This window comes from Vibrio toranzoniae, assembly GCF_024347655.1.
Taxonomy (GTDB): Bacteria; Pseudomonadota; Gammaproteobacteria; order Enterobacterales; family Vibrionaceae; genus Vibrio; species Vibrio toranzoniae.
Window position 1 is genome coordinate 1,838,795 of the sequence record NZ_AP025514.1, and the last position, 24,243, is coordinate 1,863,037.

At 43.3% G+C, this 24,243-nt stretch carries 20 protein-coding genes; 10 read left to right on the forward strand and 10 right to left on the reverse strand.

The window, feature by feature from the left end; all coding sequences use genetic code 11:
• Positions 1-543 carry a heme NO-binding domain-containing protein gene (locus OCU50_RS08085; protein WP_060467910.1) on the reverse strand — a complete coding sequence of 181 codons (543 nt, stop codon included), beginning with the start codon at positions 541-543 and terminating at the stop codon, positions 1-3.
• Positions 544-858: 315 nt separating this feature from the next.
• Here OCU50_RS08085 and OCU50_RS08090 point away from each other — a divergent pair, with 315 nt between their 5' ends.
• From OCU50_RS08090 to OCU50_RS08100, 3 genes are all read left to right on the forward strand, one after another.
• On the forward strand, positions 859-1,449 hold the full coding sequence (locus OCU50_RS08090; protein ID WP_060467911.1) for a CoA pyrophosphatase: 591 nt from the start codon (positions 859-861) through the stop codon (positions 1,447-1,449).
• A gap of 318 nt (positions 1,450-1,767) precedes the next feature.
• Positions 1,768-3,021, forward strand: coding sequence for an aromatic amino acid transport family protein (locus tag OCU50_RS08095; protein ID WP_017057530.1), 1,254 nt, complete (start codon positions 1,768-1,770; stop codon positions 3,019-3,021).
• A 119-nt stretch (positions 3,022-3,140) separates the two neighbouring features.
• Positions 3,141-4,502, forward strand: coding sequence for an L-serine ammonia-lyase (locus OCU50_RS08100; protein WP_060467912.1), 1,362 nt, complete (start codon positions 3,141-3,143; stop codon positions 4,500-4,502).
• 396 nt (positions 4,503-4,898) lie between these two features.
• Here OCU50_RS08100 and OCU50_RS08105 read toward each other — a convergent pair whose 3' ends face one another.
• The 4 genes from OCU50_RS08105 to OCU50_RS08120 form a co-directional block, all read right to left on the reverse strand.
• Entirely contained in the window at positions 4,899-6,041 is a 1,143-nt protein-coding gene (locus OCU50_RS08105) for an amino acid permease (protein ID WP_099049812.1), read from the reverse strand.
• Between the two features lie 81 nt (positions 6,042-6,122).
• A complete protein-coding gene (locus OCU50_RS08110; protein ID WP_157769196.1) occupies positions 6,123-6,320 on the reverse strand; it encodes a hypothetical protein in 198 nt (65 codons plus the stop codon).
• A gap of 260 nt (positions 6,321-6,580) precedes the next feature.
• Positions 6,581-7,411 carry a formate dehydrogenase accessory sulfurtransferase FdhD gene (gene fdhD, locus OCU50_RS08115; RefSeq protein WP_060467914.1) on the reverse strand — a complete coding sequence of 277 codons (831 nt, stop codon included), beginning with the start codon at positions 7,409-7,411 and terminating at the stop codon, positions 6,581-6,583.
• 71 nt (positions 7,412-7,482) lie between these two features.
• A complete protein-coding gene (locus OCU50_RS08120) occupies positions 7,483-8,367 on the reverse strand; it encodes a LysR family global transcriptional regulator AcsS (RefSeq protein WP_060467915.1) in 885 nt (294 codons plus the stop codon).
• 599 nt (positions 8,368-8,966) lie between these two features.
• Here OCU50_RS08120 and OCU50_RS08125 point away from each other — a divergent pair.
• A complete protein-coding gene (locus OCU50_RS08125) occupies positions 8,967-11,291 on the forward strand; it encodes an FdhF/YdeP family oxidoreductase (RefSeq protein WP_060467916.1) in 2,325 nt (774 codons plus the stop codon).
• 72 nt (positions 11,292-11,363) lie between these two features.
• Here the strand turns inward: OCU50_RS08125 and queD are convergent, their stop codons facing one another.
• Positions 11,364-11,729, reverse strand: coding sequence for a 6-carboxytetrahydropterin synthase QueD (gene queD / locus OCU50_RS08130; RefSeq protein ID WP_060467917.1), 366 nt, complete (start codon positions 11,727-11,729; stop codon positions 11,364-11,366).
• 326 nt (positions 11,730-12,055) lie between these two features.
• On the opposite strand from queD, the gene OCU50_RS08135 reads away from it, so the two are divergent.
• On the forward strand, positions 12,056-13,690 hold the full coding sequence (locus OCU50_RS08135) for a methyl-accepting chemotaxis protein (RefSeq protein WP_060467976.1): 1,635 nt from the start codon (positions 12,056-12,058) through the stop codon (positions 13,688-13,690).
• 446 nt (positions 13,691-14,136) lie between these two features.
• Positions 14,137-15,537: an asparagine--tRNA ligase gene (gene asnS, locus OCU50_RS08140; protein WP_060467918.1), complete on the forward strand. Its 1,401-nt coding sequence runs from the start codon at positions 14,137-14,139 to the stop codon at positions 15,535-15,537.
• A gap of 134 nt (positions 15,538-15,671) precedes the next feature.
• Here the strand turns inward: asnS and OCU50_RS08145 are convergent, their stop codons facing one another.
• Together OCU50_RS08145 and OCU50_RS08150 are read right to left on the reverse strand one after the other, a co-directional pair.
• Positions 15,672-15,878 carry a hypothetical protein gene (locus OCU50_RS08145; protein ID WP_060467919.1) on the reverse strand — a complete coding sequence of 69 codons (207 nt, stop codon included), beginning with the start codon at positions 15,876-15,878 and terminating at the stop codon, positions 15,672-15,674.
• Between the two features lie 111 nt (positions 15,879-15,989).
• Positions 15,990-17,390 (reverse strand): aminotransferase-like domain-containing protein, encoded by a 1,401-nt coding sequence (locus OCU50_RS08150; protein ID WP_060467920.1) that lies wholly within the window; start codon positions 17,388-17,390, stop codon positions 15,990-15,992.
• A 218-nt stretch (positions 17,391-17,608) separates the two neighbouring features.
• On the opposite strand from OCU50_RS08150, the gene OCU50_RS08155 reads away from it, so the two are divergent.
• Positions 17,609-17,908, forward strand: coding sequence for a hypothetical protein (locus OCU50_RS08155; RefSeq protein WP_060467921.1), 300 nt, complete (start codon positions 17,609-17,611; stop codon positions 17,906-17,908).
• Positions 17,909-18,109: 201 nt separating this feature from the next.
• Positions 18,110-19,300 (forward strand): amino acid aminotransferase, encoded by a 1,191-nt coding sequence (locus OCU50_RS08160; protein WP_060467922.1) that lies wholly within the window; start codon positions 18,110-18,112, stop codon positions 19,298-19,300.
• Between the two features lie 145 nt (positions 19,301-19,445).
• Here the strand turns inward: OCU50_RS08160 and OCU50_RS08165 are convergent, their stop codons facing one another.
• A complete protein-coding gene (locus OCU50_RS08165) occupies positions 19,446-20,090 on the reverse strand; it encodes an outer membrane beta-barrel protein (RefSeq protein WP_060467923.1) in 645 nt (214 codons plus the stop codon).
• Positions 20,091-20,240: 150 nt separating this feature from the next.
• On the opposite strand from OCU50_RS08165, the gene OCU50_RS08170 reads away from it, so the two are divergent.
• Positions 20,241-22,130 (forward strand): DUF294 nucleotidyltransferase-like domain-containing protein, encoded by a 1,890-nt coding sequence (locus tag OCU50_RS08170; protein ID WP_060467924.1) that lies wholly within the window; start codon positions 20,241-20,243, stop codon positions 22,128-22,130.
• A 5-nt stretch (positions 22,131-22,135) separates the two neighbouring features.
• Complete coding sequence (locus tag OCU50_RS08175; protein ID WP_060467925.1) at positions 22,136-22,852, forward strand: 3'-5' exonuclease; 717 nt, start codon at positions 22,136-22,138, stop codon at positions 22,850-22,852.
• A gap of 263 nt (positions 22,853-23,115) precedes the next feature.
• Here OCU50_RS08175 and serC read toward each other — a convergent pair whose 3' ends face one another.
• Entirely contained in the window at positions 23,116-24,210 is a 1,095-nt protein-coding gene (gene serC / locus OCU50_RS08180) for a 3-phosphoserine/phosphohydroxythreonine transaminase (protein WP_060467927.1), read from the reverse strand.
• Positions 24,211-24,243 lie beyond the last annotated feature (33 nt).

The following is a 24,243-nucleotide window of genomic DNA, read 5'->3' on the forward strand; positions in this document are numbered from 1 at the left end:
TTATTTTTCTACTTTAAGATTAAACCTAACCACACTTTGCTCATCATTTTGAGGTGTCATCCCTATTACAATGGATTCTCCATGGTAATCAGCACAACCTTCAATGAGTCCTAAACATACATGCGACATACACCTCGCACTCTTATAATCGAATATTAGCTGTGCTTCTGTCATCGTTATAAAACTAAATTCCGGTGGTTCAGCATCTGGATAGAGTTTCTTCACTTCTACATGAATATAATGCTCTACGTGTTGGATAAATTGGAAAGTGGTATTGCTGTGCTTAAGGCTGGCTTTATTAGGTATAGAAGCTAACAGGTTCTTAAAGACAGACTGACCAAACACACGCTGTAAACTGGCAGCATCTATATTGGTTTTTTTACTTAGGTTAATGATGAGCTTCACAAGATCTTTATGGTCGTAACTACCTACAGATGTGTAGATCCCCTCATCTTCTGACATCTCTAAAACGTCTTCCAACAACTCTAATCCAAATTTATCTTCAACAAGCTCTAAAAATTCGGTGAATATGATTCCTTTCATCGCATGCCTTTTTTTATTTCTTTTTAGAATGGGCTACTAAATTATTGTTATCAAATTCTTAAACAAAAAATATACGTTTCATTACCCAATTATATGACATGGATAACGCTTACCAATTTAAATGCACATATTGAATGTGGGGGGAATGGTTATTTTTCAGTTGAATTTTGCACTTTGACTATTAACGAATTATCCAAAAGAACAGAGTTATCTTGTTAAAACTTTGGTGAACAAGGCCAATTTTAGTCAAAGTTGGTAATCTACTCGGTGTTATGCCTATACTTAAAATCATAATTATCAATATATTGGGTTGATATGAATAGAAAGAACTTCCTTCAGCACTTCCAACTGAATACAGCTGTCGGTTACCACCCTGAGTCTATTGAGCGTGTTGCTCACATCAGTCGGGAACAACTTCGCAAAGCGGCAGTTGTGGTCGGTTTAGTTGATCGCGAAGACGGTTTACATGTCATTTTTACTAAAAGAGCCGCTCATTTAAAGCATCACCCAGGACAAGTGAGCTTCCCTGGCGGAAAACACGAACTTTCCGACCCTTCAATGCAGTTTACAGCACTGAGAGAACTTCATGAGGAAGTAGGAATTCGATCGGATCAAGTTAAAATTGTTGGTCAATTACCAGCATTAAGTACCATTAGTAAATTTTATGTTACGCCAATTGTTGTATTAGTCGATCCCAACTACAAAGCGGTTATCGATGCGAACGAAGTCGCCTCTATTTTTGAGGTACCTGCCACCTATATTTTGGACCAAGCCAAGCTTCATAGTCATACCGTTAATTTAAGAAAAATCAAACACCGTGTTTTTGCCATGCCCTTCCAAGAGCACCTAATTTGGGGCGTTACAGCTCAAATCATTCAGTCACTGCAACAGCACGTAATGCAATAGATCACACTGAAACCACACCTTGTTTAATCTTTGTTAACAAACTCGAGCCTTTCTATGGAACAGATTTATTAATGCAATTTTACGCAAACGTTTATCTGATATAAATCCGTACAAACCACCCCTTCAAATTAGAAAAACTAATAACAGGCATGAGCATAAATCACCTGTGGCACGCTATTTTCGTGATCAAAAATCCGTTTTTCGCATATCATGTGACACGCCGTTTCATTACATGATTTAGATCTACTTTTTGCCAAAGAAAATTCTGCAAAATTAGCCCCGACTTATTTCCTGTTCCCAAAAAATGAGTAATTTAACATGAACACAACAACTTCTTCGGTAAGTGCCGTTAAAGATTCAAGCAAGTTTAACTATAAAGATTTTACCTGGTGTTTATCACTATTTGGTACAGCAGTTGGTGCTGGTGTACTGTTCCTTCCAATCAAAGCTGGTGCGGGTGGTTTTTGGCCACTAGTTATCCTAGCTCTAATCGCGGCACCAATGACTTGGTTCGCACACAAATCTCTAGCTCGTTTCGTACTGTCAGCTAAAAACCCTGAAGCCGATATTACAGACACAGTTGAAGAACACTTCGGTAAGACTGGCGCAAACATTATCACTTTCGCTTACTTCTTCGCTATCTACCCGATCGTTCTTATCTACGGTGTTGGTATCACAAACACTGTTGATTCTTTTTTAGTAAACCAAATCGGCATGGAATCTATTCCTCGTCCTCTTCTTTCTGGTGCACTTATCCTTGCTATGACAGCAGGTGTTGTATTCGGTAAAGAGCTGATGCTAAAGGCAACTTCAGCAATGGTTTATCCGCTAGTATTCATCCTACTAGCTCTTTCTTTTTACCTAGTTCCTGAATGGAACACTTCTATGATGGACGTTGAACCTGAGTGGTCAACAATGCCTTCTATCATCTGGCTTGCCATTCCAATCATCGTGTTCTCTTTCAACCACAGTCCAATCATTTCACAGTTCTCTAAAGAGCAACGTCGTGTATACGGTGAAAACGCAGTTAAGAAAACTGACGCTATCACCGGCGGCGCAGCAATGATGCTGATGGGCTTTGTAATGTTCTTTGTATTCTCTGTCGTGCTTTCTCTATCTCCAGAGCAACTAGCAACAGCACAAGCACAGAACATCTCTGTACTTTCTTACCTAGCTAACATTCACGAGTCTCCACTTATCTCTTACATGGGTCCTCTAGTAGCGTTCGCAGCGATTACTTCAAGCTACTTCGGTCACTTCTTAGGTGCTCACGAAGGTCTTGTTGGTCTAATCAAGTCTCGCTCTGACTCTTCAGTAAGCAAGATTGAAAAAGTATCTTTAGCGTTCATCGTTGTTACAACTTGGATTGTTGCGGTCGTTAACCCAAGTATCCTAGGTATGATTGAAACAATGGGTGCTCCAATGATTGCAGCTATCCTGTTCCTAATGCCAGTATTCGCGATGCAAAAAGTACCAGCAATGGCTAAGTACAAAACTTCAGCACCTGTACAAATGTTTACAGCTTTATGTGGTCTAGCGGCTATTAGTTCTGTAATCTACGGCGCTCTTTAATCTTAAGCATTTTTTATAAGATGGTATTCATCTTATGTCTCGAGATTAAACACAAATATAATGATAATAAATGAGCCTCCCTACTCCACTTGGGAGGCTCTCTTTTTGAGGTAATCGCTATGATTAGTGTATTTGATATCTTTAAAATCGGTGTTGGTCCATCGAGCTCACATACAGTTGGACCAATGAAAGCGGGTAAAGAGTTTATTGATGACCTACGTTCAATGGGAAAGTTGCGCGACATCACTAAAATCACCGTGGACGTATATGGATCACTATCACTGACAGGGAAAGGTCACCACACAGATATCGCTATCATCATGGGTCTTGCTGGCAATACTCCTGAGAAAGTAGATATTGATTCCATCGCAGGTTTTATGGCTCGCGTAGAAGAAACTGAACGTCTACCTGTTGGTATGCACTGTCATACTGTTTCGTTCCCTAAAGATGGCGGAATGAATTTTCATACTTCGAACCTTTCATTGCATGAAAATGGCATGAGCATTCATGCTTGGGTTGATGACGAAGTAGCATACTCAAAAACATACTACTCAATTGGTGGCGGTTTCATCGTTGACGAAGAGAACTTCGGCAAAGAAGAAGCAAACCCAATCAAAGCACCTTACGAATTCACAACAGCTGAAGAGCTGGTTAATCAGTGTAAAGAAAGTGGCCTTTCTATTAGTACACTGGTTATGAAAAACCAAGCGGCTTTCCACTCAGACGAGGAGTCTCGCATTTACTTCTCGAACATCTGGAAAACGATGCGTGAATGTATGGATCGCGGTATGAATACTGAAGGTATCCTGCCAGGTCCATTGCGCGTACCTCGTCGTGCTGCAGCACTTCGCCAACAGCTAATTACTTCAGAAAAAACAACTAACGATCCAATGACGGTTGTTGACTGGGTAAATATGTTTGCGATTGCTGTAAACGAAGAAAACGCAGCTGGCGGTCGTGTAGTAACGGCACCAACAAACGGCGCATGTGGCATCATCCCAGCGGTATTGGCTTACTACGATAAGTTCATCCAAACAGTGACAGAAAAAGACTACATCCGTTACTTCGCAGCTTCTGGCGCGATCGGGGGTCTATACAAGCGTAACGCTTCTATCTCTGGTGCTGAAGTTGGCTGTCAGGGTGAAGTTGGTGTGGCATGTTCTATGGCTGCTGCAGGCCTTGCTGAACTTATGGGCGGTAGCCCAGAGCAAGTATGTATGGCTGCAGAAATCGGCATGGAGCACAACCTAGGTCTAACGTGTGACCCAGTTGCTGGCCAAGTGCAAGTACCATGTATCGAGCGTAACGGTATTGCTGCAGTAAAAGCAATTAACTCAACTCGTATGGCACTTCGTCGCTCTTCTGCTCCTACTGTTTCTCTCGATAAAGTGATCGAAACAATGCTAGAAACAGGTAAAGACATGAACGCTAAATACCGTGAGACTTCTCAAGGTGGTTTGGCAGTTAAGGTGGTTTGTTAATAGCCTTTAGCCAACCCGCTCTTTATTAAGCAGATAATAAAAAGGAACGCCGACGCGTTCCTTTTTTTGTATCTGAAGCTTTTGTAGCTGAAATTTGGTAACTAGGGCGTGTTGATCTTTCGAGCTAATTTTTGCAGCGAGTTGCTGGGTATTTATACAAGGCAGAGGCGTCGATGTGTAGCTAGCCTACATGAGAAGCCGATAACGTAGTAGAAATGACCAGCAAACGCTGCCCGAAGGGTTCGGCTAAAAGCGTTTTACTCTTTGTTGAGGGGAATTTGCTTAGAGTGACTAGGCTACTTCCCCCTCGCCGCGATTAAAACGCTTTTATCTCGAACAAAATTTAACCACGAAAGGTCAACACGCCCTAATTATTCAACCGACCAAATTGTTTTGCTAAATCACTTGTGAGATAAGCAAGAAGCAACCAAATAGCAATGAGAAAAGCATCATTGGTCGGCCACCTTCTGCGCTGTATCTGTCTTCCGCTACTTTCATAAAGCGTTGCTTGTGAACCATCATCAACGGAACAAACACGGCTAAGAACACTAAGATGATGCCGGCGTAATTCAGTACTTGTAAGAATTTGTCAGCAGCAAGCAGAGAACCCACCAAAGGTAAGATGAAGCTGATGCCATAAGTCACTGCCGTATTTTGATTAAACATGTCTTTGTTTTGGTTGAACAATGCCATCGCTACACCAAAGAAAGAGGTCAACAACGCCAAGCCAGTGAAGGTAGACAGAACGTTACCCACCCAAGGAGATTGAGCCTCAAACGCCGCCATCAAGTCAGAGACATTCTTAAAGCTTCTGAATTGCTCTTCATTCAAATTACCCACAACAGCGAATAACCAGCATAGGTAGCACACTAGTGGAATAAGGGAACCTGCAATCACCATATTTCTTAACTGTGTGTCTGTCGCTTCGTGGTTGTAAGAAACCAAGGTTGGAATCACTACCATAAAACCAAAACTGGTAAACAGAATTGCACTGGTTTTGATTAGATCAAGATGGTCATGGCTTGTCACTTGCGACAAGTTAGACACCGTCATTCCCGGAGCCAAAAACACCATGGTTGTCACCAAGCTGCCTAGCATCACGAAAAACAACAAACGATTAAGCTTATCGACCACTCCTGTACCACTTGCCACAATCGCACCAGCGATCACTGTGAAGCCGATCTGACCATTCGTTGCTGTTATTTCTAAGCCAAAGTTAGACAGTACCTTACTTAATAGATCACCAGCGCCTAGGATGTAGGCCATTAATAGGCAAATCAGTAACGCGTAAAGCAAACCATTGGTGATCAGCTGGCCCTGCTTGCCCAGAATTTTTCGTGCAATTGAGTTTAATCCTAGACCGCCGCCAGCTTTGATGGTCGCTTCTAGAAGTAGTAACGCTGCATAGGTGGTACCGAAGCAAATCAGTACCATCAGCAATGTACCGTACAGCAATCCAAATTGAGCTAATACCATTGGGATCGCAAGCATACCAGCACCGAGAGCGGTACCAGCGATAATTAGGGAGCTACCCATCATTTTAATATTCATTATTTTTAACTTATTTGTTTAGTTTTTATAGGTGTGAGTCTTCGTACATCAACCGGATGACAAAGGAGGTCAAATAGAAATAAAGTTATAAAACGAATAACAATAGGAGCGATAAGCAGTAAAGAAGCGTGCAGAAACGTTGTCGAACAGGGCGTTCAAAGGAGAGCTTGTCTTAAAAGAGGTAAAACGAGATGCATAAATTTGCGTTAACTGATGTGGCGAACCTTCCGTCGGTTCGATAATCGGTGATGTAATCTTAAATTTCATGTATGTGTCCAGTAAATCACATTCCATAGCACTTGAAGCAGCGTATCCGTTGCTGCCCTTCCTCTAGCATTAGAGGCCTTTTTATCTTATAGAATGAGCCTCGAAACACAACGCTATAACCACACTTTTTGCTATTAAATTGAACAAAACAGCCATTTGAACAAAATTCAACCACCAAGCTGCGTAAAACAATAATCATTTATAATAAAAACCAAAGAGAGACCCAATGGTCTCTCTTTTGATCCGAACGAAACATTACATCAAGGCGCTGGGCTGTATAAACGAGGTGGACTGCTGTTTGGTAAGTGAATCAAATTTAAACGGTTACGCCTTGCCCATTCGACCGTCAATGAAGTCGGAGCCGACAAACAAACCAAGGTTGCAATTTCAGCACGTACCGCTTTATGGATAAGCTCTAAACTGCAACGACTCGTCATAATCGCGAACCCCGACTTAGGGTTGGTACCGTTCACGGCCATTGCCCCTATTAGTTTATCCAGTGCGTTATGGCGACCGATATCTTCACGGCAAAGGACAATTTCACCTTTCGAATTCGCAAACAACGAGGCATGTAAGGCGCCGGATATTTTCGCTGCTTTTTGATGTTCGGCAATTCGACTTCTCAATCCCTGAAAAACCAGTGGACTGGGTGGTAACGATGATGGCAATGGCACTAAATCCGGAAGTGCTTGTTCAAGCGCTTCAACACCGCACAAGCCACAGCCTGTGGTTCCAGCCAAGTTACGCCGCTGAGTTTTCATTTCCCAAAAAGCACGATTGCTAATTTCTACTTGTGCGAAATGAGATTCACCATTGCGACCAATCTCTATATCGCGAATTTCATTGAAGCTTTTCACAATACCGGAACTTAAACTAAAACCGCGCACAAAATCTTCCATGTGTCCGGGCGTGACCATCATAACCGCTTGATTTATCCCATTATAACTGATCGCCAATGCAGATTCGTTTGCCAAAGGAGCATCCACTACCATACTATCGCCCGTAAGCTCTCGATAGCTCATAACATCAGGCTGTGGAGGCGCTTGATTGAAAACAGGCTGCTCACTGTAAGATTGAGTTAAACATCTCATAAAATCACCCGGGAAGACGGTCAGCTGAACGATATCGACTCAGACTAAAAACGTTACTTATTAAATAAATATCACTGATTAAACAAGTGTTTTGCTTCAGAAAAACACTGGTCAGTGACTGCCGAATAAGGCTCTTGTTTGCGCTTAAGTAAACCTAAAGGTGAATGCACCACGGCTTTTTCTATCGGTACGATACGCAGTTGTTCGTTAAGCTCTTCCAATCCCGAGTTAAGTGGCATAACAGCACAGCAAAGACCGCTGGTGACGGCTTGGATCAGGTGAAAGGTAGAATTACTTTCAATCACAGTCTGCGGAACTAAGCCTTTACTACCAAAGCTCAAATCAATCGAATGACGATAGTGCATACCTTTAGACAAAAGCCCTAAAGGAATGTTATTGAGTGATTCCCACAAGACTTCCGACTCTGCAAAATCAAAGAACCGACTGTCATACAAAATACCTAAATCCGTTGAATTCATTTCTATAACGTCAAAGTACGCCGTATTGATCTGGTCGACGTAACACATGCCTAAATCAAGTTGATTACGATTGAGCTGGTCTATGATCTGCTCAGACGTCATCGATAAAATCTGAAAACGGAGTTCAGGGAACTTTGCGGATAAAGGCTTAATCAGCTGCATAGGGTTTTGACTGGCTAGGGGCACCATGCCAATCCTTAGCGAACCGACCAGTTGACCACGGCAGTTAGCCGCTTCGGCTTGTAAACCGTCATGAGCCGCTAAGACAGTCTTTGCCCAAGCCAATATACGTTCACCCGCTTCGGTAAACCCTTCAAAACGTTGACTTCTTGAAATCAATTCGAGGTCTAACTCTTCTTCTAAACGCCTTATCCTCATCGACAACGTAGGCTGAGTAATATGACAAAGTGTCGCAGCCTGACCAAAGTGTTTCGTTTGATCTAAAGCGATTAAATACTTAAGTTGTTTTATATCCATGAATGATCAGTAAAACCTTGAAATGAAGCGTCTTCTTCGCGTTCGTCGTACATTAACGGTTCTCTGTGATTGAAAATACCTATCACGGGAAATGGCTCAATCTGTAAAGCAACGGCTAAAATAACAACGGTGTTTTTGATTTAAATCAAAGTATGCCTAATTTAAATACAGGTCAAATCTAAATTATCTATAGCGTGATAGACAGCAACTATCATGAAAATCTCAGCTATACCAAGGCTGATCGACGAATCTCTCATAAAATAGAACTCACATTGCACTGGGTAATAAGTTCTATTTATCACTATCACAAGTCTATTTATCACTGTGACAAAAGCGATACTTTCCATATTTACTCGCCATGATAGATTCTATTTATCACTCAGTCGGCAATATCAATTGGACGCATCGCCTCTTAACAGCATAACCTTTGATTGAGATCATGGCGAACAATTCGCCAATCCATTTCTAAATATTCAAAGCAGTAAACAGGTATCAATACTAAATCATAAAAACCGTTTTACTCCCGCCTTATTTTTATAATGCGCCTGTTTTACTGGTTCCTTTGTTTATTGCCTTTTCTGTGCGTGAGGAGTGCTGTCGTGAACCAAAAAGAACAGATAAAAAAATATGAAGGGCCCGCGGGCGGTTGGGGCGCGTTAAAAGCCGTCACTAAGAGTTGGTGGGGCAGCGAAAACGCCATCAAAAACATTCGAACAATGCTTAAAACGAATCAAAACGGTGGTTTTGATTGTCCAGGGTGCGCATGGGGTGAATCCCCACACGGCAGTAAAGTGAACTTCTGTGAGAACGGTGCAAAAGCCGTGAACTGGGAAGCCACAAATCGATTTGTGGATCCTGACTTTTTCGCTGAACACAGCGTAACGTCCTTGTCATCACAAACAGATTACTGGCTGGAATACCAAGGCCGAATAACCCATCCGATGAAGTACGACGCAGCATCCGACCACTATATTCCTATCGCATGGGACGAAGCCTTTTCGCTCATAGCCAAGCATTTGAAGCAACTCGACTCACCACATCAAGCCGAATTTTACACCTCGGGTCGCGCCAGTAATGAAGCAGCATTTTTGTACCAACTCTTCGTTCGTGCGTTTGGAACAAATAACTTCCCAGACTGTTCAAACATGTGCCACGAAGCCAGTGCAATTGGCATGAAAGATACGGTCGGTGTCGGCAAAGGAACCGTGATTTTTGACGACTTTGAACAAGCAGACGCGATCTTTGTGCTCGGGCAAAACCCAGGCACTAACCACCCCCGCATGCTTGAGCCATTGCGTGAAGCGGTAAAACGCGGTGCGCAGGTGATCTGTTTCAACCCATTGAAAGAACGTGGGCTTGAACGTTTCCAAAACCCTCAAGTTCCGATTGAAATGCTAAGCAATGGTTCAAAACCAACCAATACTGCTTACTTAAGACCAGCACTGGGGGGTGATATGGCGGTCTTTCGTGGGATGGCTAAATATTTACTGCAATGGGAGCGTGATGCGCTCGCAACCGAAGGAAAGGCCATATTTGATCGTCAATTCATCAGCGAACACACCACAGGTATTGAAGAATACTTAGCAGAAGTTGATGCGACGACATGGGAACATATCGCTGAACAATCGGGGTTAGCTTTAAGCGAAATAGAAATGGTCGCTGACATGTATCGCCGTTCAGAAAAAGTGATCATGTGTTGGGCGATGGGGCTAACACAACATCGTCATTCGGTACAAACCATCAAAGAAATAGCCAATGTACAATTGTTGCGCGGCAACATCGGTAAGCCCGGCGCTGGGCTATCACCCGTGCGGGGGCATAGTAATGTCCAAGGCGATCGTACAATGGGTATCGATGAAAAACCCTCAAACCAATTGCTTGATAGCATTGAACGCCGCTTTAACTTCAATGTCCCACGAGATGCTGGCCACAACACCATACAAGCGATTAAAGCGATGGAGGAAAAACGATCGAAAGTCTTTATTGGTTTAGGCGGTAATTTTGCGCAAGCCACACCCGATACTCCTCGCACGCATCTAGCGATGCAAAATTGTGACCTAACCGTTCATATCTCAACTAAGCTCAATCGCTCTCACCTTGTTACCGGTCAAGATGCCCTGATTCTGCCATGTTTGGGACGTACGGAAATCGATACACAAGCTAATGGGCCACAAGGCATCACCGTTGAAGATACCTTCAGTATGGTTCACATTTCTTACGGGCAGCTCAAGCCTCGATCAGAGCATTTACGTTCTGAGCCAGCCATTATTGCGGGTATTGCCAATGCAACACTGGGTTGCCATCCAATAGATTGGAATTGGGTCATTGAAGATTATGGGCATATCCGCGACCTCATTGCAGATACGATTCCGGGCTTTACTGGCTTCAATAAGAAACTAGACAGTCCGGGAGGGTTTCATTTAGTCAATCCGGCTGCAAACCGTCAATGGAATACCCCCAGCAGCAAAGCGCAATTTGGCTCAAATGAACTGCCAAAACAGCTAATTAATGAAGCGGTGTTACAGGGTGCTAATAAACCCGACCTGATCTTGCAAACCATGCGTTCCCATGACCAATACAACACCACGTTATATGGATTGAATGATCGGTACCGCGGTGTCTTTGGTATGCGCGAAGTTTTGTTTATCAATGAAGCTGATATATTGAAGCTCGGTTTTGAACCGGGTGACAAGGTCGATATGGTGTCGCTTTGGGAAGATGGTGTGACGAGAAAAGTGAAAGGGTTTACCTTAGTGGCTTATGACGTTCCACAGGGGCAGGCGGCGGCTTACTATCCTGAAACCAACCCTTTGGTTCCTTTAGACAGCTATGGTGAACGAACCTTTACCCCTACCTCAAAATTTATAGCCATTAGATTAGAAAAATCAGTGTCTGACACCATTCCTCTTGAAACCGTCAGCTAACTTTCAATCAACAACTAACCTTCAACCGACAACTAAAAAAATCCACCTGTTTTAGCAGGTGGATTCTAATGTTTACGCTTCGCCAATATAAATACAACCTGCAGTACAGGTTTCTTTAATTTCAACTTTGCTCAAAAGCGGCAAGTTTGGTTTTAGCTCATTCCAGATCCACTTAGCCAACACTTCACTTGTAGGGTTCTCTAAACCCTCAATGTCGTTAAGGTAGTAATGATCTAAACGGTTGTAAATCGGTTTGAAGACCGCTTTAATTTCCGAGAAGTCAATTACCCAGCCTGTATGTGGATCAACTTCACCTTCTACGTACAAGCGAACAAGAAAAGAGTGGCCATGCAAACGACCGCATTTATGCCCTTCAGGCACATGAGGAAGATGGTGGGCAGCTTCAAACATAAACTCTTTGTATAACTCAGTTCTCATTGTGTTTCTCAGGCTAAAAAAATGACACGCAATTTTACGTAAAACCACTACACACTACAAGTTCTATCACCGTTGGACGCCCTATTCCAGTAAGGATTCCCCCAAAAGCTAATTATGCTTCTTCATAAAATCAATATGCACATCAACGGAAGCTCAACACTAAATTAAAACCTAATTTACATAATAGAAGCACCACAATCTCGCTACATCACAGAAACAAAACCACAACCGGAGTATGGTCACATAATTCACCCTACTCCATAGGTAGTAGAGACTCTAACAAGTAAAGTGTGCGCGTCATTATAATTAAAAAAAACAAACACCTTATGCGCTCAACGATCACCTTTAAAATCCTAGTGGCCCTCGCCATCGTGTTCACTTTTTTGCTAGTAATATCGACCTACTTTCAATATTCGCAGCAAAAGCAACTTGTTCATTCTGTATTAAGTGAACAGCTCCATGATAAGGCGAGCAACTATTTCGATAGCCTCAATATGATGATGCTGACTGGCACCATGGCACAGAAAGAGACGCTTCGTCAGAAAGCATTGGCACAAGAAGGCATTGAAGACGTTCGCGTATTACGGGCTGATACTGTGAGCCGGCTATACGGCCCTGGAAATGACAATCAAACACCCGTTGATGATATTGATAAACGCGCGCTAGCGGGTGAAACTGTCATCGAGTCATTTTCTGCAGATTGGGGAAAAGGCTTAGTTATCGCCCTACCTATGAAATCGAGCGAAAACTATCGTGGTACCAACTGTGTGGCCTGCCATATGGCACCGGAAGGTGAAGTGTTGGGGGCCATTCGTCTTGAATACAACCTAAATCACGTCAACTCCTTGATCAACACTCAAACGATGGCCGCAATCGGTATTATGGCAGTGATCTCTTTTGCGGGGTTTATTCTAACAATGGGATTGGTTCGTAAAATTATTGTTCGCCCACTGCAACACACTTCGCGCTTTATGACTCAAGTTAGCAACGACAAAAACTTATCAACTCGTCTACCAGAGCAAAGCAAAGATGAAATAGGTACTTTGGCGAACTCTATTAATTCATTTATGGGGACGGTGTCTGACAGCCTTAAACAGGTTCAGAATACTTCTCACAAACTGAATGCTTCCGCCAACCAACTAACTAGTGTCGCCCAAATTACAGAGCAAGCCGCCAGTGATCAGCAGAATGAAACCGCTGAAGTACAAAATAATGTGGAAGGGATACAAGCTCAACAAGTCAATGTAGAACAAGCTACTTTAACGGCATCAGACCTTATCAACCATACCGCTGACGTAGCATGCCAAAGTGCCAACCAAGCACACGACGCCAGTAATGAAATAAAGAACTTAGTGGCCAGCATTGAAGAAGTTAAACAGAAAATACTAATGCTCAATGAACAAACTGGAGAAGTGTCTTCGATATTGAGCGTAATTCGGGGCATTGCGGATCAAACAAATTTATTGGCACTTAACGCTGCAATTGAAGCTGCTCGTGCGGGTGAACAGGGACGTGGCTTTGCGGTGGTCGCTGACGAAGTCCGTCATCTAGCATCACGAACCGCTGAAGCGACAGGTAGTATTGAATCAATTATCTACCAATTCCAACAAGGCAGCGAGGAATCATTAACCTCTGCCGATCGCGTTTGCGCACAAGCACATCAAAGTTCAACAGATATTGATACGCTATCCAATGAAATGAACGGTGTTGTGGAAGAGATGAAACAGGTATTAACACACGCTCGAAACATTCAGCAGCAAACGCAATCCACCACACTGGCGACCAAGGATGTTCAACAAAAAGTCGAAGCTATTACTTCTCATGCCGATAATACTTCACAATCTGCGGCAGAAACCCGCGACATCAGCAATGACCTAGAAGAACTTTCTGATCATCTTGAATCACTGATTAATCAATTTACTCTATCTAACTCAAGCACCCATTATAAGAACAATTCATAGCACCGCTAAACTGCAATATCACCATCTAACCAAAAAGTGCTCAACCATGAGCACTTATGTCTTTACCCAATATTAGCAAGCAACCTCAGCGCACTGCCACTATCTCCGAAGAATCTACCAACCTAGTTTAATAATAAATCAGATCCTCTCCAACCCTTCAGCTTTACTTTAAATAGGCTCTGTTATTAGCTCGGCCACAATAACGCATTATGAGATCGAACAAAAAACAACCCTTCATGGTTTTTCTTGTCTGTAGACACAATATTTCTTTCACCGAACAAGAATAAAGGTTGAAGCTGTCCGTATGACAGGTAATATGTTCAATCGATTTAGAAAGTATATACAACTCAATGTTTCGGCCAATAATTGTTCATTATTTATATTAATTTGAGGCCATGCTAATAACATTGAGTTGAATTTGTCCCTCAATGGAGAATGAAATCAACATGACTTACGCGCCTGTAACAGACGTACTTGGCGGCAAGCTAGCGGTAGACAGTGAAGTAACTGTTCGTGGCTGGATCCGTTCACGTCGTGATTCCAAAGCTGGAATCTCTTTCCTTGCCATTTATGACGGCTCTTGTTTCGACCCGATTCAGGCCGTGGTTCCTAATAATCTGAATAATTACGAAGACGAAGTATTAAAGCTAACAACTGGCTGCTCTGTTGAAGTAACGGGTAAGATTGTTGAGTCTCCTGCGAAAGGTCAAGACTTCGAGCTAGCAGCAACTGACGTTAAAGTTGTAGGCTGGGTTGAAGACGCTGACACTTACCCAATGGCTAAGACACGTCACTCTATCGAATACCTTCGTGAAGTTGCTCACCTACGTCCACGTACTAACGTGATCGGCGCAGTAGCACGTGTACGTAACTGTCTATCTCAAGCGATTCACCGTTTCTACCACGAGCAAGGTTTCTTCTGGACGTCTGCTCCGCTTATCACTGCATCTGATGCAGAAGGCGCTGGTGAAATGTTCCGCGTATCTACGCTAGACATGGAAAACCTACCTCGAACTGACGAAGGCAAAGTTGACTTCAACGAAGATTTCTTCGGTAAAGAAACTTTCCTAACAGTATCTGGCCAACTTAATGCGGAAGCTTATGCTTGTGCACTAAGCAAGGTTTACACGTTCGGTCCTACGTTCCGTGCTGAAAACTCAAACACAAGCCGCCACCTAGCTGAGTTCTGGATGGTTGAGCCTGAAATTGCATTTGCTGATCTGGATGACGCAGCCAAACTTGCTGAAGATATGCTGAAGTACGTTTTCGCTGCTGTTCTTGAAGAGCGTCGTGATGACCTTGAATTCTTCGCATCTCGCATCGACAAAGAAGCAATCACTCGTCTAGAGCAATTCGTAGACGCTGATTTCGCACAAATTGACTACACTGACGCAATCCAAATCCTACTAGACTCTGGTAAGAAGTTTGAATTTGACGTTGAGTGGGGCATCGACATGTCTTCTGAGCATGAGCGTTACCTAGCTGAAGAGCACTTTAAAGCACCAGTTATCGTTAAGAACTACCCGAAAGACATCAAAGCTTTCTACATGCGCTTAAACGACGACGGCAAAACAGTTGCAGCAATGGACGTACTTGCACCAGGCATCGGTGAAATCATCGGTGGTGCACAACGTGAAGAGCGTCTAGACATTCTAGACGAGCGCATGGTTGGTATGGGTATCGACCCTGAGCACATGAGCTGGTACCGCGACCTACGTAAATACGGTACAGTGCCTCACGCTGGCTTCGGTCTTGGCTTTGAACGTCTAGTGTCTTACGTAACAGGTATGGGCAACGTTCGTGACGTTATCCCGTTCCCACGTACGCCACGCTCTGCAAACTTCTAATTCGAACCTTAATCGAAGTTAAAAGTTAGGAACAAATAAGAACCTCCGCTCTTGCGGAGGTTTTTTTATATTCAAAATAAGACGAGACGACGGATACTTCAGCGTATCACCAACAAGAATTACTTATTCGCAGGCTAATCGACATCTTGGTCGATAGCGTATTTTATCGCGAGACCGCAAATAGCCATCATAACAAATGGGATTGCGGCAGTGGTGTATTCTGTCCAAGCCATATCAGCGAATGCTTTTGCCAACAATACGTGGCCGAGAATAAGCAGAAGAGCACATACAATCGCAACGATAATCAGCTTAGCTTCGTTTCCCATAGTTATTTTCAACATAACGGTATCTCCAGTATTTAATCTACCGTTATTGAATCACAACTCTCTACTTTATAAGGCGTACAATTACACCACAAACAACCCGTACAGTTACAAGCGCTACCTCTTATATCAGTACGTCATCTGATGCGCGATCTTACCAAGTAGAATAAGTGCCTGTTCTTTCTCTTCGGTAAGCTCGTAAGAGAAATTCAACCGAATCGCGTTGTCTACCCTGCCTTCCTCACTAAACAAATCTCCCGATGCGACACTGATGCCTTGGGCAATCGCTAATTGATGGAATTGCTGGCTGTCAAAGTCAGGAGAGAAACGAACCCAGACAAAGTAACCACCAGCAGGTTCTTCAATCTTGATGGAATGTGGGAAGTACTGTTTGATCACGCTAATAAAGCGATCTTTTCTGAGCAACAGGTTTTTACGCAGTTTACGCAGGTGGTTATCGTAGCTTTCATGAGTGAGAAAATGTGCAACTCCAAGCTGCACAGGTGCGCTGCTCGACAAGGTAGAGAGAAGCTGAAGCTTTTGAATCGCGTCATTGAAACGTGAGTTCACGACCCAACCGACACGATAGCCGGGGCACAGGCTTTTCGAATACGACCCACAAAGCAAAACAGAATCGGTATTATCAAAGGCTTTTAGTGGCTTAGGTTTGTGCCCCTCATAATAAAGGTCTCCATACACGTCATCTTCAATAATGTAGGCTTCATGTAGTTCTGCAATTTTTACCACAAGGCGCTTCGCCTCTTCAGACAAGCTAGTTCCCGTTGGGTTTTGAAAGGTTGTCATCAGCCAACACGCTTTTACATCTTGGTTTTTTAAGGCACGTTCAAACTGTTCAATGTTCAGTCCGTTAATTGGACAAACATCCACTTCAATCGGGTTAAGCCCTAACCTCTCAACAGCCTGCAAAGCCCCGTAGAATGCAGGCGACTCAATCACCACGTTGTCGCCCGACTTAGTAACCGTTTGTAGGCTTAAATTTAGCGCTTCCATCGCGCCTGACGTAATCACAATATCTTGATGGTTAACCGTTATACCTTGCTGTAGATAACGCTGTGCGATTTGCCTTCTTAGGGACTCACTCCCAGGTGGCAGGTTGTTAATCACACTGGCGCCGGTCATCTTCCTGCCAGCACTGGCAAGGTTTCGAGTCAAAGTCGGTAATGGGAAAAGGTCAGGGTCTGGGAATGCGGAGCCAAAAGGAATGACACCCTCTGCAGAGCTAGATTTCAAAAAATCGAATAGGCGGTCGTTGATCGCTTTCTTTTCGCGCACGAATGGCAGTTTATAGTCAATGCCATCCACTCGTGGCGCGACAAAATAGCCAGACTGAGGCTTAGCAATGATCCACCCCTCACTTTCGAGCAATTGATAAGCTTGTAAGACAGTACTGTTGCTGACGTTATAATTACGGCAACTCACGCGTACAGAAGGAATTTTTTCCCCAGTTCGCCAAGTGTTATTAGCAATCTGAGTTCGAATATCCTTTGCAAGCTCTTCATAACGCGCCATCTAATTGTACTACCTAGAGAAATTTTGTGGGCCCAGATTTTATCACTAACGTTAACAACTATTGCTGCTATCCAAGTGATTACTCCTGATTTCTATAATTGTGTGAAATAGTTCACAGATAACTTTGTAAGCTTTGATAGTTTTGTACTCAAGGCGCGAGCTAAGGTCGCTCTTCGCCTCAATGATTTGATGTAACCCAAAAAACATGCGAGACAATAATGAAAAAAATAGAAGCAGACCAACTAAGTTACAAAGGAGAGTCAAACGGTGTTCATAGTTGGATAACGCCGAGTGGACAGCCATATTACTGGCACCCAGACTGGCTCCATATCGCTGAAGATGCGACAGGTTCACATCCAAAGCAGAAACTCGACGTCGAGCAAAACCAAGCACCAACTGAAAAACACGCGGTGTCGGCTATTCTTAAGCACTTAAACCAATGGGCTGCGGATAAGCTGGCGTCTCATCCTGATATTGAAACAGACTCAGTTGAAGCTGAAATCAATCTGAAAAAGTAATTTGTTTTAAAATCATTAATTTCTTACACCCTATAGGTAATCCGTAGGGTGTTTTGTTATCAAATACCCTCTTTAGTCAATAAATCTGATTGAAATGGATTTTTTTTGGTCTTTCTGTTCACTTCGTATTGTCATAAAAATTCCATACAGGTATAAATACCCATAGATACTATCCCCTCTCAATTGACATGGATGAAGATTATGTTTGAAAAAGTGTTAGCTGCTCCCGCCGATCCTATCCTCGGCCTTACTGAAGAGTTTAAAAAAGACTCTCGTGCAGAGAAAATCAACCTTGGTGTTGGCATCTACAAAAATGAAGATGGTCAAACACCTGTGCTTAAAACAGTAAAGAAAGCAGAAGCTGCACTTCTTGAAAGCGAAAAAACCAAATCTTACCTAACAATTGAAGGTACAGCTGAATACGGTCTAGCGGTTCAGAAACTTCTTTTCGGTTCAGATGCAGAGATCGTAACGTCTCAACGCGCTAAAACAGCACAAGCTCCAGGCGGTACAGGTGCACTTCGCGTAGCGGGTGAATTCATCAAGCGCCAACTGGGTGACGTGAAAATCTGGATCAGTAACCCAACTTGGGCTAACCACAACGGTGTTTTCGCTGCTGCAGGTATCGAGACAGCCCAATACAGCTACTACAACGCTGAAACCAAAGACAAAGACTTCGCAGGTATGGTTGCTGACCTGGAGAAAGCTTCAGAAGGCGATATCGTTCTTCTTCACGGCTGCTGTCACAACCCAACAGGTATCGACCCAACAACTGAAGAGTGGGAAGTACTGGCTAAGCTAGTTGCTGAGAAGAAACTGCTTCCTCTTTTCGATTTTGCTTACCAAGGTTTTGCAAGAGGCGTTGAAGAAGATGCGGCTGGCCTGCGTATTTTTGCTCAATACAACAAAGAGATCCTTGTTGCTAGCTCATTCTCTAAGAACTTCGGCTTGTACAACGAGCGTGTGGGTGCATTCACTCTAGTTGCTGAATCTGCAGACGTAGCAACGACAGCATTCTCTCAAGTTAAGAGCATCATCCGCTCTATCTACTCTAACCCACCAGCCCACGGCAGTGCTGTAGTGACTCACATCCTTGGCGATGCAGATCTACGTGCTGAATGGGAAGCAGAAGTAGCAGAAATGCGTGACCGTATCCAAGAAATGCGTGAGCTATTCGTAACAACACTGAAATCTGAAGGTGTTGATGCGGATTTCACATTCATCGAACGTCAAAACGGTATGTTCTCTTTCTCTGGCCTAAGCAAAGAGCAAGTAACTCGCCTAAAAGACGAATTCGCTATTTACATTGTTGGTTCTGGCCGTATCAGTGTTGCTGGTATGACTAAGTCAAACATGGCGCCTCTATGTAAAGGTATCGCTGCGGTTCTTTAATCGTAAAGCGAAACCTGTATTTGTAGACCTATAGATATGCAAAAAGCCAGCGACTAAGCTGGCTTTGTTATGCCTATCTTCTTATTTATGAGCGGTTAAGACACGTAATCTTTGCGTTACTAACACTTAGTCTCTGTGTTACTAGTTAGTACTCAAGGAAAAACTCTACACCTAGCTCATTCGTCCTCTCGCTTCCACCTTTACTCCCCTCACCATCTCGGTGCTGGTAAGAGCCGCCAATCGCAAACTTATTGGTCACGAGATAGCGCAAACCTAGGTGATAGATCTCTTCATCGAACAAATCACTGCGTTTTACTTGCACACTACCGTTTGCAATCCATCGTTTAGCAAAACCATAATTAAGCTCAGCTTTTACCCCTTGGATAAACTCGGTATCTGACTCTAATGTTTTATTACTGCCGTTAAGTTCACTTTCTCCCTTAGTAATACCAAGTAGATAAGAAGCCACAATATCGAGGTCTTTCTTAATGCTGTAACGATAGCCAACACCCGGCATTAAAGTATCAATTCGAGTGGTACTTTTATCAGGGTGGATGAAACGTGCATTATAGTCGGCCAACAACAACCAATCATCCGTCACCGCATAACTGGCACCCAATCCAAACGACGAAGCGTTGTTATTTCCACCAGCATCTTCATTTAAGCTCCCGGAATGCGCCGTGGCATAGATATGGTTATAATCAAGAATGTTCACACTATGAGTTTCTGCCCACAAACTTGGAGAAAACACAAAAACGGTAGATACCAAACTAAGCTTCCACTTCGACATTCCTATTACCCTTAAACTAAAACTCCATTAGTTGAAAGATTAGCCTATCCATAAGACTTCAAAAAGGTTTTACCTCACAGATTGATTTGTGACGGCAAATTATTATGAAATGTTGTACCATGAAATCATACAAACTAATGGATGATCATTATGGATGCTGAGTTATTAGAGATTCAAAACTTTCTGGCACAATACCCTCCTTTCACCGATCTCCCTGAAGAGATGTTGGCGAAAGTCACCAGTAGTGTGGAAATTTCTTATTATCGCCAAGACACACCTATCATTCACTTTGGTGACCAAATTCACGACCTTTACATCGTGCGAAGCGGTGAGGTTGAGGTGTATCGTCGTAAGGGCGAGCTCTATAATCGCCTTGATGAAGGTCACCTATTCGGCCAAATGGGTCTACTGACTAACAACAAAGTTCGCTTCCCTGTTAAAGCAATAGAAGACACTCTGCTCTACTGTGTCCCAGAGGCAATTTTTCAAGAACTTTATGACAACTATGACTCTTTTGCTGATTTTGTCGAAGTGGAAGACAATGCGCGATTACGCCAAGCAAACTCCAATAATAACGATGCCAACGATCTATCGACATCAAAGGTAAAAACGCTGCTCACCGGCGAAGCGCCAATGATAGAGAAAACGTGTACCATCCAACAAGCCGCCACCATGATGGCAGAAGACAACGTCTCTTCTTTACTGATCATCGATCCAGATATTGTTGAGGATGATGAGGACGATTCAACCCCTGTGATCGGTATTATCACCGACCGTGACTTGTGTACACGTGTACTTGCAGAGGGCCTAGAGCCATCAAATGAAGTTTCAAGTGTCATGACGCCGGAAGTTATCTCACTCGACCATAATGCTTACGTATACGAAGCCATGATGACCATGCTTCGCTATAACGTACACCACCTGCCCGTGCTAAAGGATAAGAAGCCGATAGGCATTATCGAAGCGACGGATATCGTACGGTATGAATCTCAAAATTCTCTGCTACTGGTAAGCAGTATCTTCCAGCAACAAAGTATCGAAGACCTTAAAGTGCTCTCGGAGCAGGTGAAAGATAGCTTTGTACGCTTGGTTAACGAAGATGCCAATGCTCACATGGTCGGCACCGCGATGTCAGTAATTGGCCGTAGCTTCAAACAACGTATTATTGAATTAGGGGAAGAGCAATTGGGTACGGCGCCCATTCCTTATTGCTTCCTAGCTCTCGGCTCTATGGGGCGTGATGAACAGCTGCTTGTGACCGACCAAGACAACGCCATCATTCTTGACGATACCTACGATGAGCAAAAGCACGGTAAGTACTTTGAAGAACTATCAACCTTCATTTGTGATGGTTTAGACCAATGTGGCTATGTTTACTGTACCGGAGACATCATGGCAACCAACCCAACTTGGCGTATGACGCGCAGAGAATGGGAAGAGTGCTTTGCGGACTGGATTGATGATCCAAATCCGAAAGCCTTGCTGAATGCTTCTATCTTCTTCGACTTAGATGGTGTCTATGGCCGTTTGAAATGGGCTGAACAGTTGAACAGTTTCATCGTAAGACGCGCACGCAAGAACAACCGCTTCCTAGCGTGTCTTGCTCGTAACGCACTCAACCGAACACCACCTCTGGGCTTCTTCAAAGATTTCGTTATGGAGAAAGATGGCCGCCATAACAACTCAATCAACCTTAAGCGTCGTGGTACTGCACCGTTGGCGGATCTGATTCGTGTTCACTCTTTGGCGGTGGCCTCTCGTTCGAAGAACTCATTTGAACGATTGGATGACATTATCGACGCAGGTATTTTGCCAAAAGGCAGAGCACAAGACCTGAAAGACGCTATGGAGTTCATCTCTTTGGTTCGTATTCGTCACCAAGCGCACGACGTTGATAACAACATTGAGCCTGATAACAACATTGAACCAGAGAATCTATCGGACTTCGAACGACGTAACCTAAAGGACGCATTCCAAATCTTAAGTAATGCGCAAAACTTCCTTAAGTTCCGTTACCAAGCTAGCAATAAGTTTAAGTAGGGCCTATGAACAAACTATTTAGATCACCTGCGGTCGATTGGCCTTTTAAATTTGCTCAAAAACTAGAGCGTTCAAAGGACAAGCGTTTAAAGAAGTTCTACAGTGAGCCACTTCCCGATCCAGACACTCCGCTGTCTGAGGTGACCTTTTTAGCTGTGGATTTTGAAACCACAGGCTTAAATTCGGCGAAGGATGGCATTATTACCATTGGACTAGTACCTTTTACGCTCAATCGTATTTATCTAAAACAAGCAAGGCATTGGACGCTAAGGCCTAAGCAAAAACTGGAAGAAGAATCTGTCGTTATTCACGGTATCACACACAATGACATCATCGATGCACCGGACTTAAACGAGGTGCTTGATGAGATTTTGGACGCAATGGCCGGACATATTCCTGTTGTTCACTACCGCCGTATTGAGCGTGAGTTCTTAGACAACGCGTTGAAAGTAAGGTTAGGGGAAGGTATTGAATTTCCAGTATTAGATACACTAGAAATCGAATCTCAAATTCAGAACAAATTGGTTGGTGGCTTCTGGCATAGACTAAAAGGTAAGAAACCCGCATCAATAAGGCTTGGACAAAGCCGACGTCGCTACCATTTACCAGATTACACCCCACACCACGCTTTGACTGACGCCATTGCAACAGCAGAACTACTCCAAGCACAGATTGCGCACCATTACAGCTCTGACATGCTTTTAAAAGATTTCTGGCTGTAGATGCTGGACATATTAATCGTAGTAAATAACGGGGCACCCTAGCTTGTTAAAACGCTCGATAACTGCGTTGAAATTTTGATTATAGAATAACTATTTATCGAAAAATCCGCTCTTGTTCTCAAGTCTTTTTCTTGCGCTATTTCGAAATGCTCACTGTAATTGGTATTAATTACCATAAGAAGTAGCAGAAGAACTACGATAAATATTTGAAACATATAAAAACGCCGCTTACGCGGCATTTTTATTCTTTTCACTTAAATAAATTAAGCATATTTATCTTCAAAATCTTTCATGAAGCTCACCAATACTTGGACACCTTCCAATGTCATTGCGTTGTATAGTGATGCTCTCATTCCGCCTACGGCTCTGTGCCCTTTTAGCGATTTCAAACCAGCAGCATCGGCCAGTTCTAAGAACTTACTGTCTAACTCAGGCTTAGCCAGTTGGAATGGTACATTCATTCTTGAACGGTTAGCCGGGTGAACGTCGTTCTTGTAGAAGTTAGACTCATCGATTGCATTGTAAAGCAGTGCTGCTTTCTCTTTGTTCACCAATTCAATAGCTTCAACGCCACCTTGATCTTTCAACCACTTGAAAACAAGGCCAGACAAATACCAAGCGTACGTCGGCGGTGTGTTGAACATAGAGCCTTTTTCAGCAAGCACTTTGTAGTTAAGAATACTTGGCAATACTTCGTTTGCGAGTTCAAGAAGATCATCACGCACGATAGCAATGCAGATCCCCGCAGGGCCAATGTTCTTTTGAGCACCCGCGTAGATAACACCATACTGTGACACATCAATCTTACGAGACAGGATGTTAGACGACATATCAGCAACGATAGGTTTATCGGTTTTCGGAAGCTCACTGATTTCAATACCATCGATGGTTTCATTTGGACAAAAATGCACGTATGCCGCTTCTGGGTCAATTTGCCAATCTTTAGCCGGAACAACAGCCGCTTTACCATCAATCGATGTCTTTGCATTAAATACATCAATTTCACAATACTTACTTGCTTCAGTCACAGCACTTTCAGCCCAATAACCCGCATCAATGTAAGTCGCCTTCGTCGCGCCTCCTAGAAGGTTTAGAGGCACAGCTGCGAACTGAGCACGAGCGCCCCCCTGACAGAAAAGCACTTTATAGTTGTCTGGAATATTCAGAAGATCACGTAGGTCTTGCTCCGACTCATCAGCAACTTGAATAAATTGCTTGCTGCGATGGCTGATTTCCATAACGGAAGTCCCTAAACCATTCCAATCAATAAAATCAGCCTGCGCCTGTTTCATTACCGGTTTAGGAAGTGCCGCTGGACCAGCACTAAAATTGAATACGTTATCTAATGTAAGTTCCATGGGGATGATTGCTCCTGCTAAATAATAACTAAG

Bases quoted from the DNA above. Each gene is read 5' to 3' on its own strand.
- OCU50_RS08170 (WP_060467924.1), top strand. From the start codon at position 20,241: ATGGATGCTGAGTTATTAGAGATTCAAAACTTTCTGGCACAATACCCT.
- OCU50_RS08145 (WP_060467919.1), bottom strand. From the start codon at position 15,878: ATGTTGAAAATAACTATGGGAAACGAAGCTAAGCTGATTATCGTTGCG.
- OCU50_RS08105 (WP_099049812.1), bottom strand. From the start codon at position 6,041: ATGATGGGTAGCTCCCTAATTATCGCTGGTACCGCTCTCGGTGCTGGT.
- OCU50_RS08150 (WP_060467920.1), bottom strand. From the start codon at position 17,390: ATGGCGCGTTATGAAGAGCTTGCAAAGGATATTCGAACTCAGATTGCT.
- OCU50_RS08100 (WP_060467912.1), top strand. From the start codon at position 3,141: ATGATTAGTGTATTTGATATCTTTAAAATCGGTGTTGGTCCATCGAGC.
- OCU50_RS08135 (WP_060467976.1), top strand. From the start codon at position 12,056: ATGCGCTCAACGATCACCTTTAAAATCCTAGTGGCCCTCGCCATCGTG.
- OCU50_RS08110 (WP_157769196.1), bottom strand. From the start codon at position 6,320: ATGAAATTTAAGATTACATCACCGATTATCGAACCGACGGAAGGTTCG.
- OCU50_RS08155 (WP_060467921.1), top strand. From the start codon at position 17,609: ATGAAAAAAATAGAAGCAGACCAACTAAGTTACAAAGGAGAGTCAAAC.
- OCU50_RS08175 (WP_060467925.1), top strand. From the start codon at position 22,136: ATGAACAAACTATTTAGATCACCTGCGGTCGATTGGCCTTTTAAATTT.
- OCU50_RS08090 (WP_060467911.1), top strand. From the start codon at position 859: ATGAATAGAAAGAACTTCCTTCAGCACTTCCAACTGAATACAGCTGTC.
- OCU50_RS08120 (WP_060467915.1), bottom strand. From the start codon at position 8,367: ATGGATATAAAACAACTTAAGTATTTAATCGCTTTAGATCAAACGAAA.
- serC (WP_060467927.1), bottom strand. From the start codon at position 24,210: ATGGAACTTACATTAGATAACGTATTCAATTTTAGTGCTGGTCCAGCG.
- fdhD (WP_060467914.1), bottom strand. From the start codon at position 7,411: ATGAGATGTTTAACTCAATCTTACAGTGAGCAGCCTGTTTTCAATCAA.
- OCU50_RS08160 (WP_060467922.1), top strand. From the start codon at position 18,110: ATGTTTGAAAAAGTGTTAGCTGCTCCCGCCGATCCTATCCTCGGCCTT.
- asnS (WP_060467918.1), top strand. From the start codon at position 14,137: ATGACTTACGCGCCTGTAACAGACGTACTTGGCGGCAAGCTAGCGGTA.
- OCU50_RS08095 (WP_017057530.1), top strand. From the start codon at position 1,768: ATGAACACAACAACTTCTTCGGTAAGTGCCGTTAAAGATTCAAGCAAG.
- OCU50_RS08085 (WP_060467910.1), bottom strand. From the start codon at position 543: ATGAAAGGAATCATATTCACCGAATTTTTAGAGCTTGTTGAAGATAAA.
- queD (WP_060467917.1), bottom strand. From the start codon at position 11,729: ATGAGAACTGAGTTATACAAAGAGTTTATGTTTGAAGCTGCCCACCAT.
- OCU50_RS08165 (WP_060467923.1), bottom strand. From the start codon at position 20,090: ATGTCGAAGTGGAAGCTTAGTTTGGTATCTACCGTTTTTGTGTTTTCT.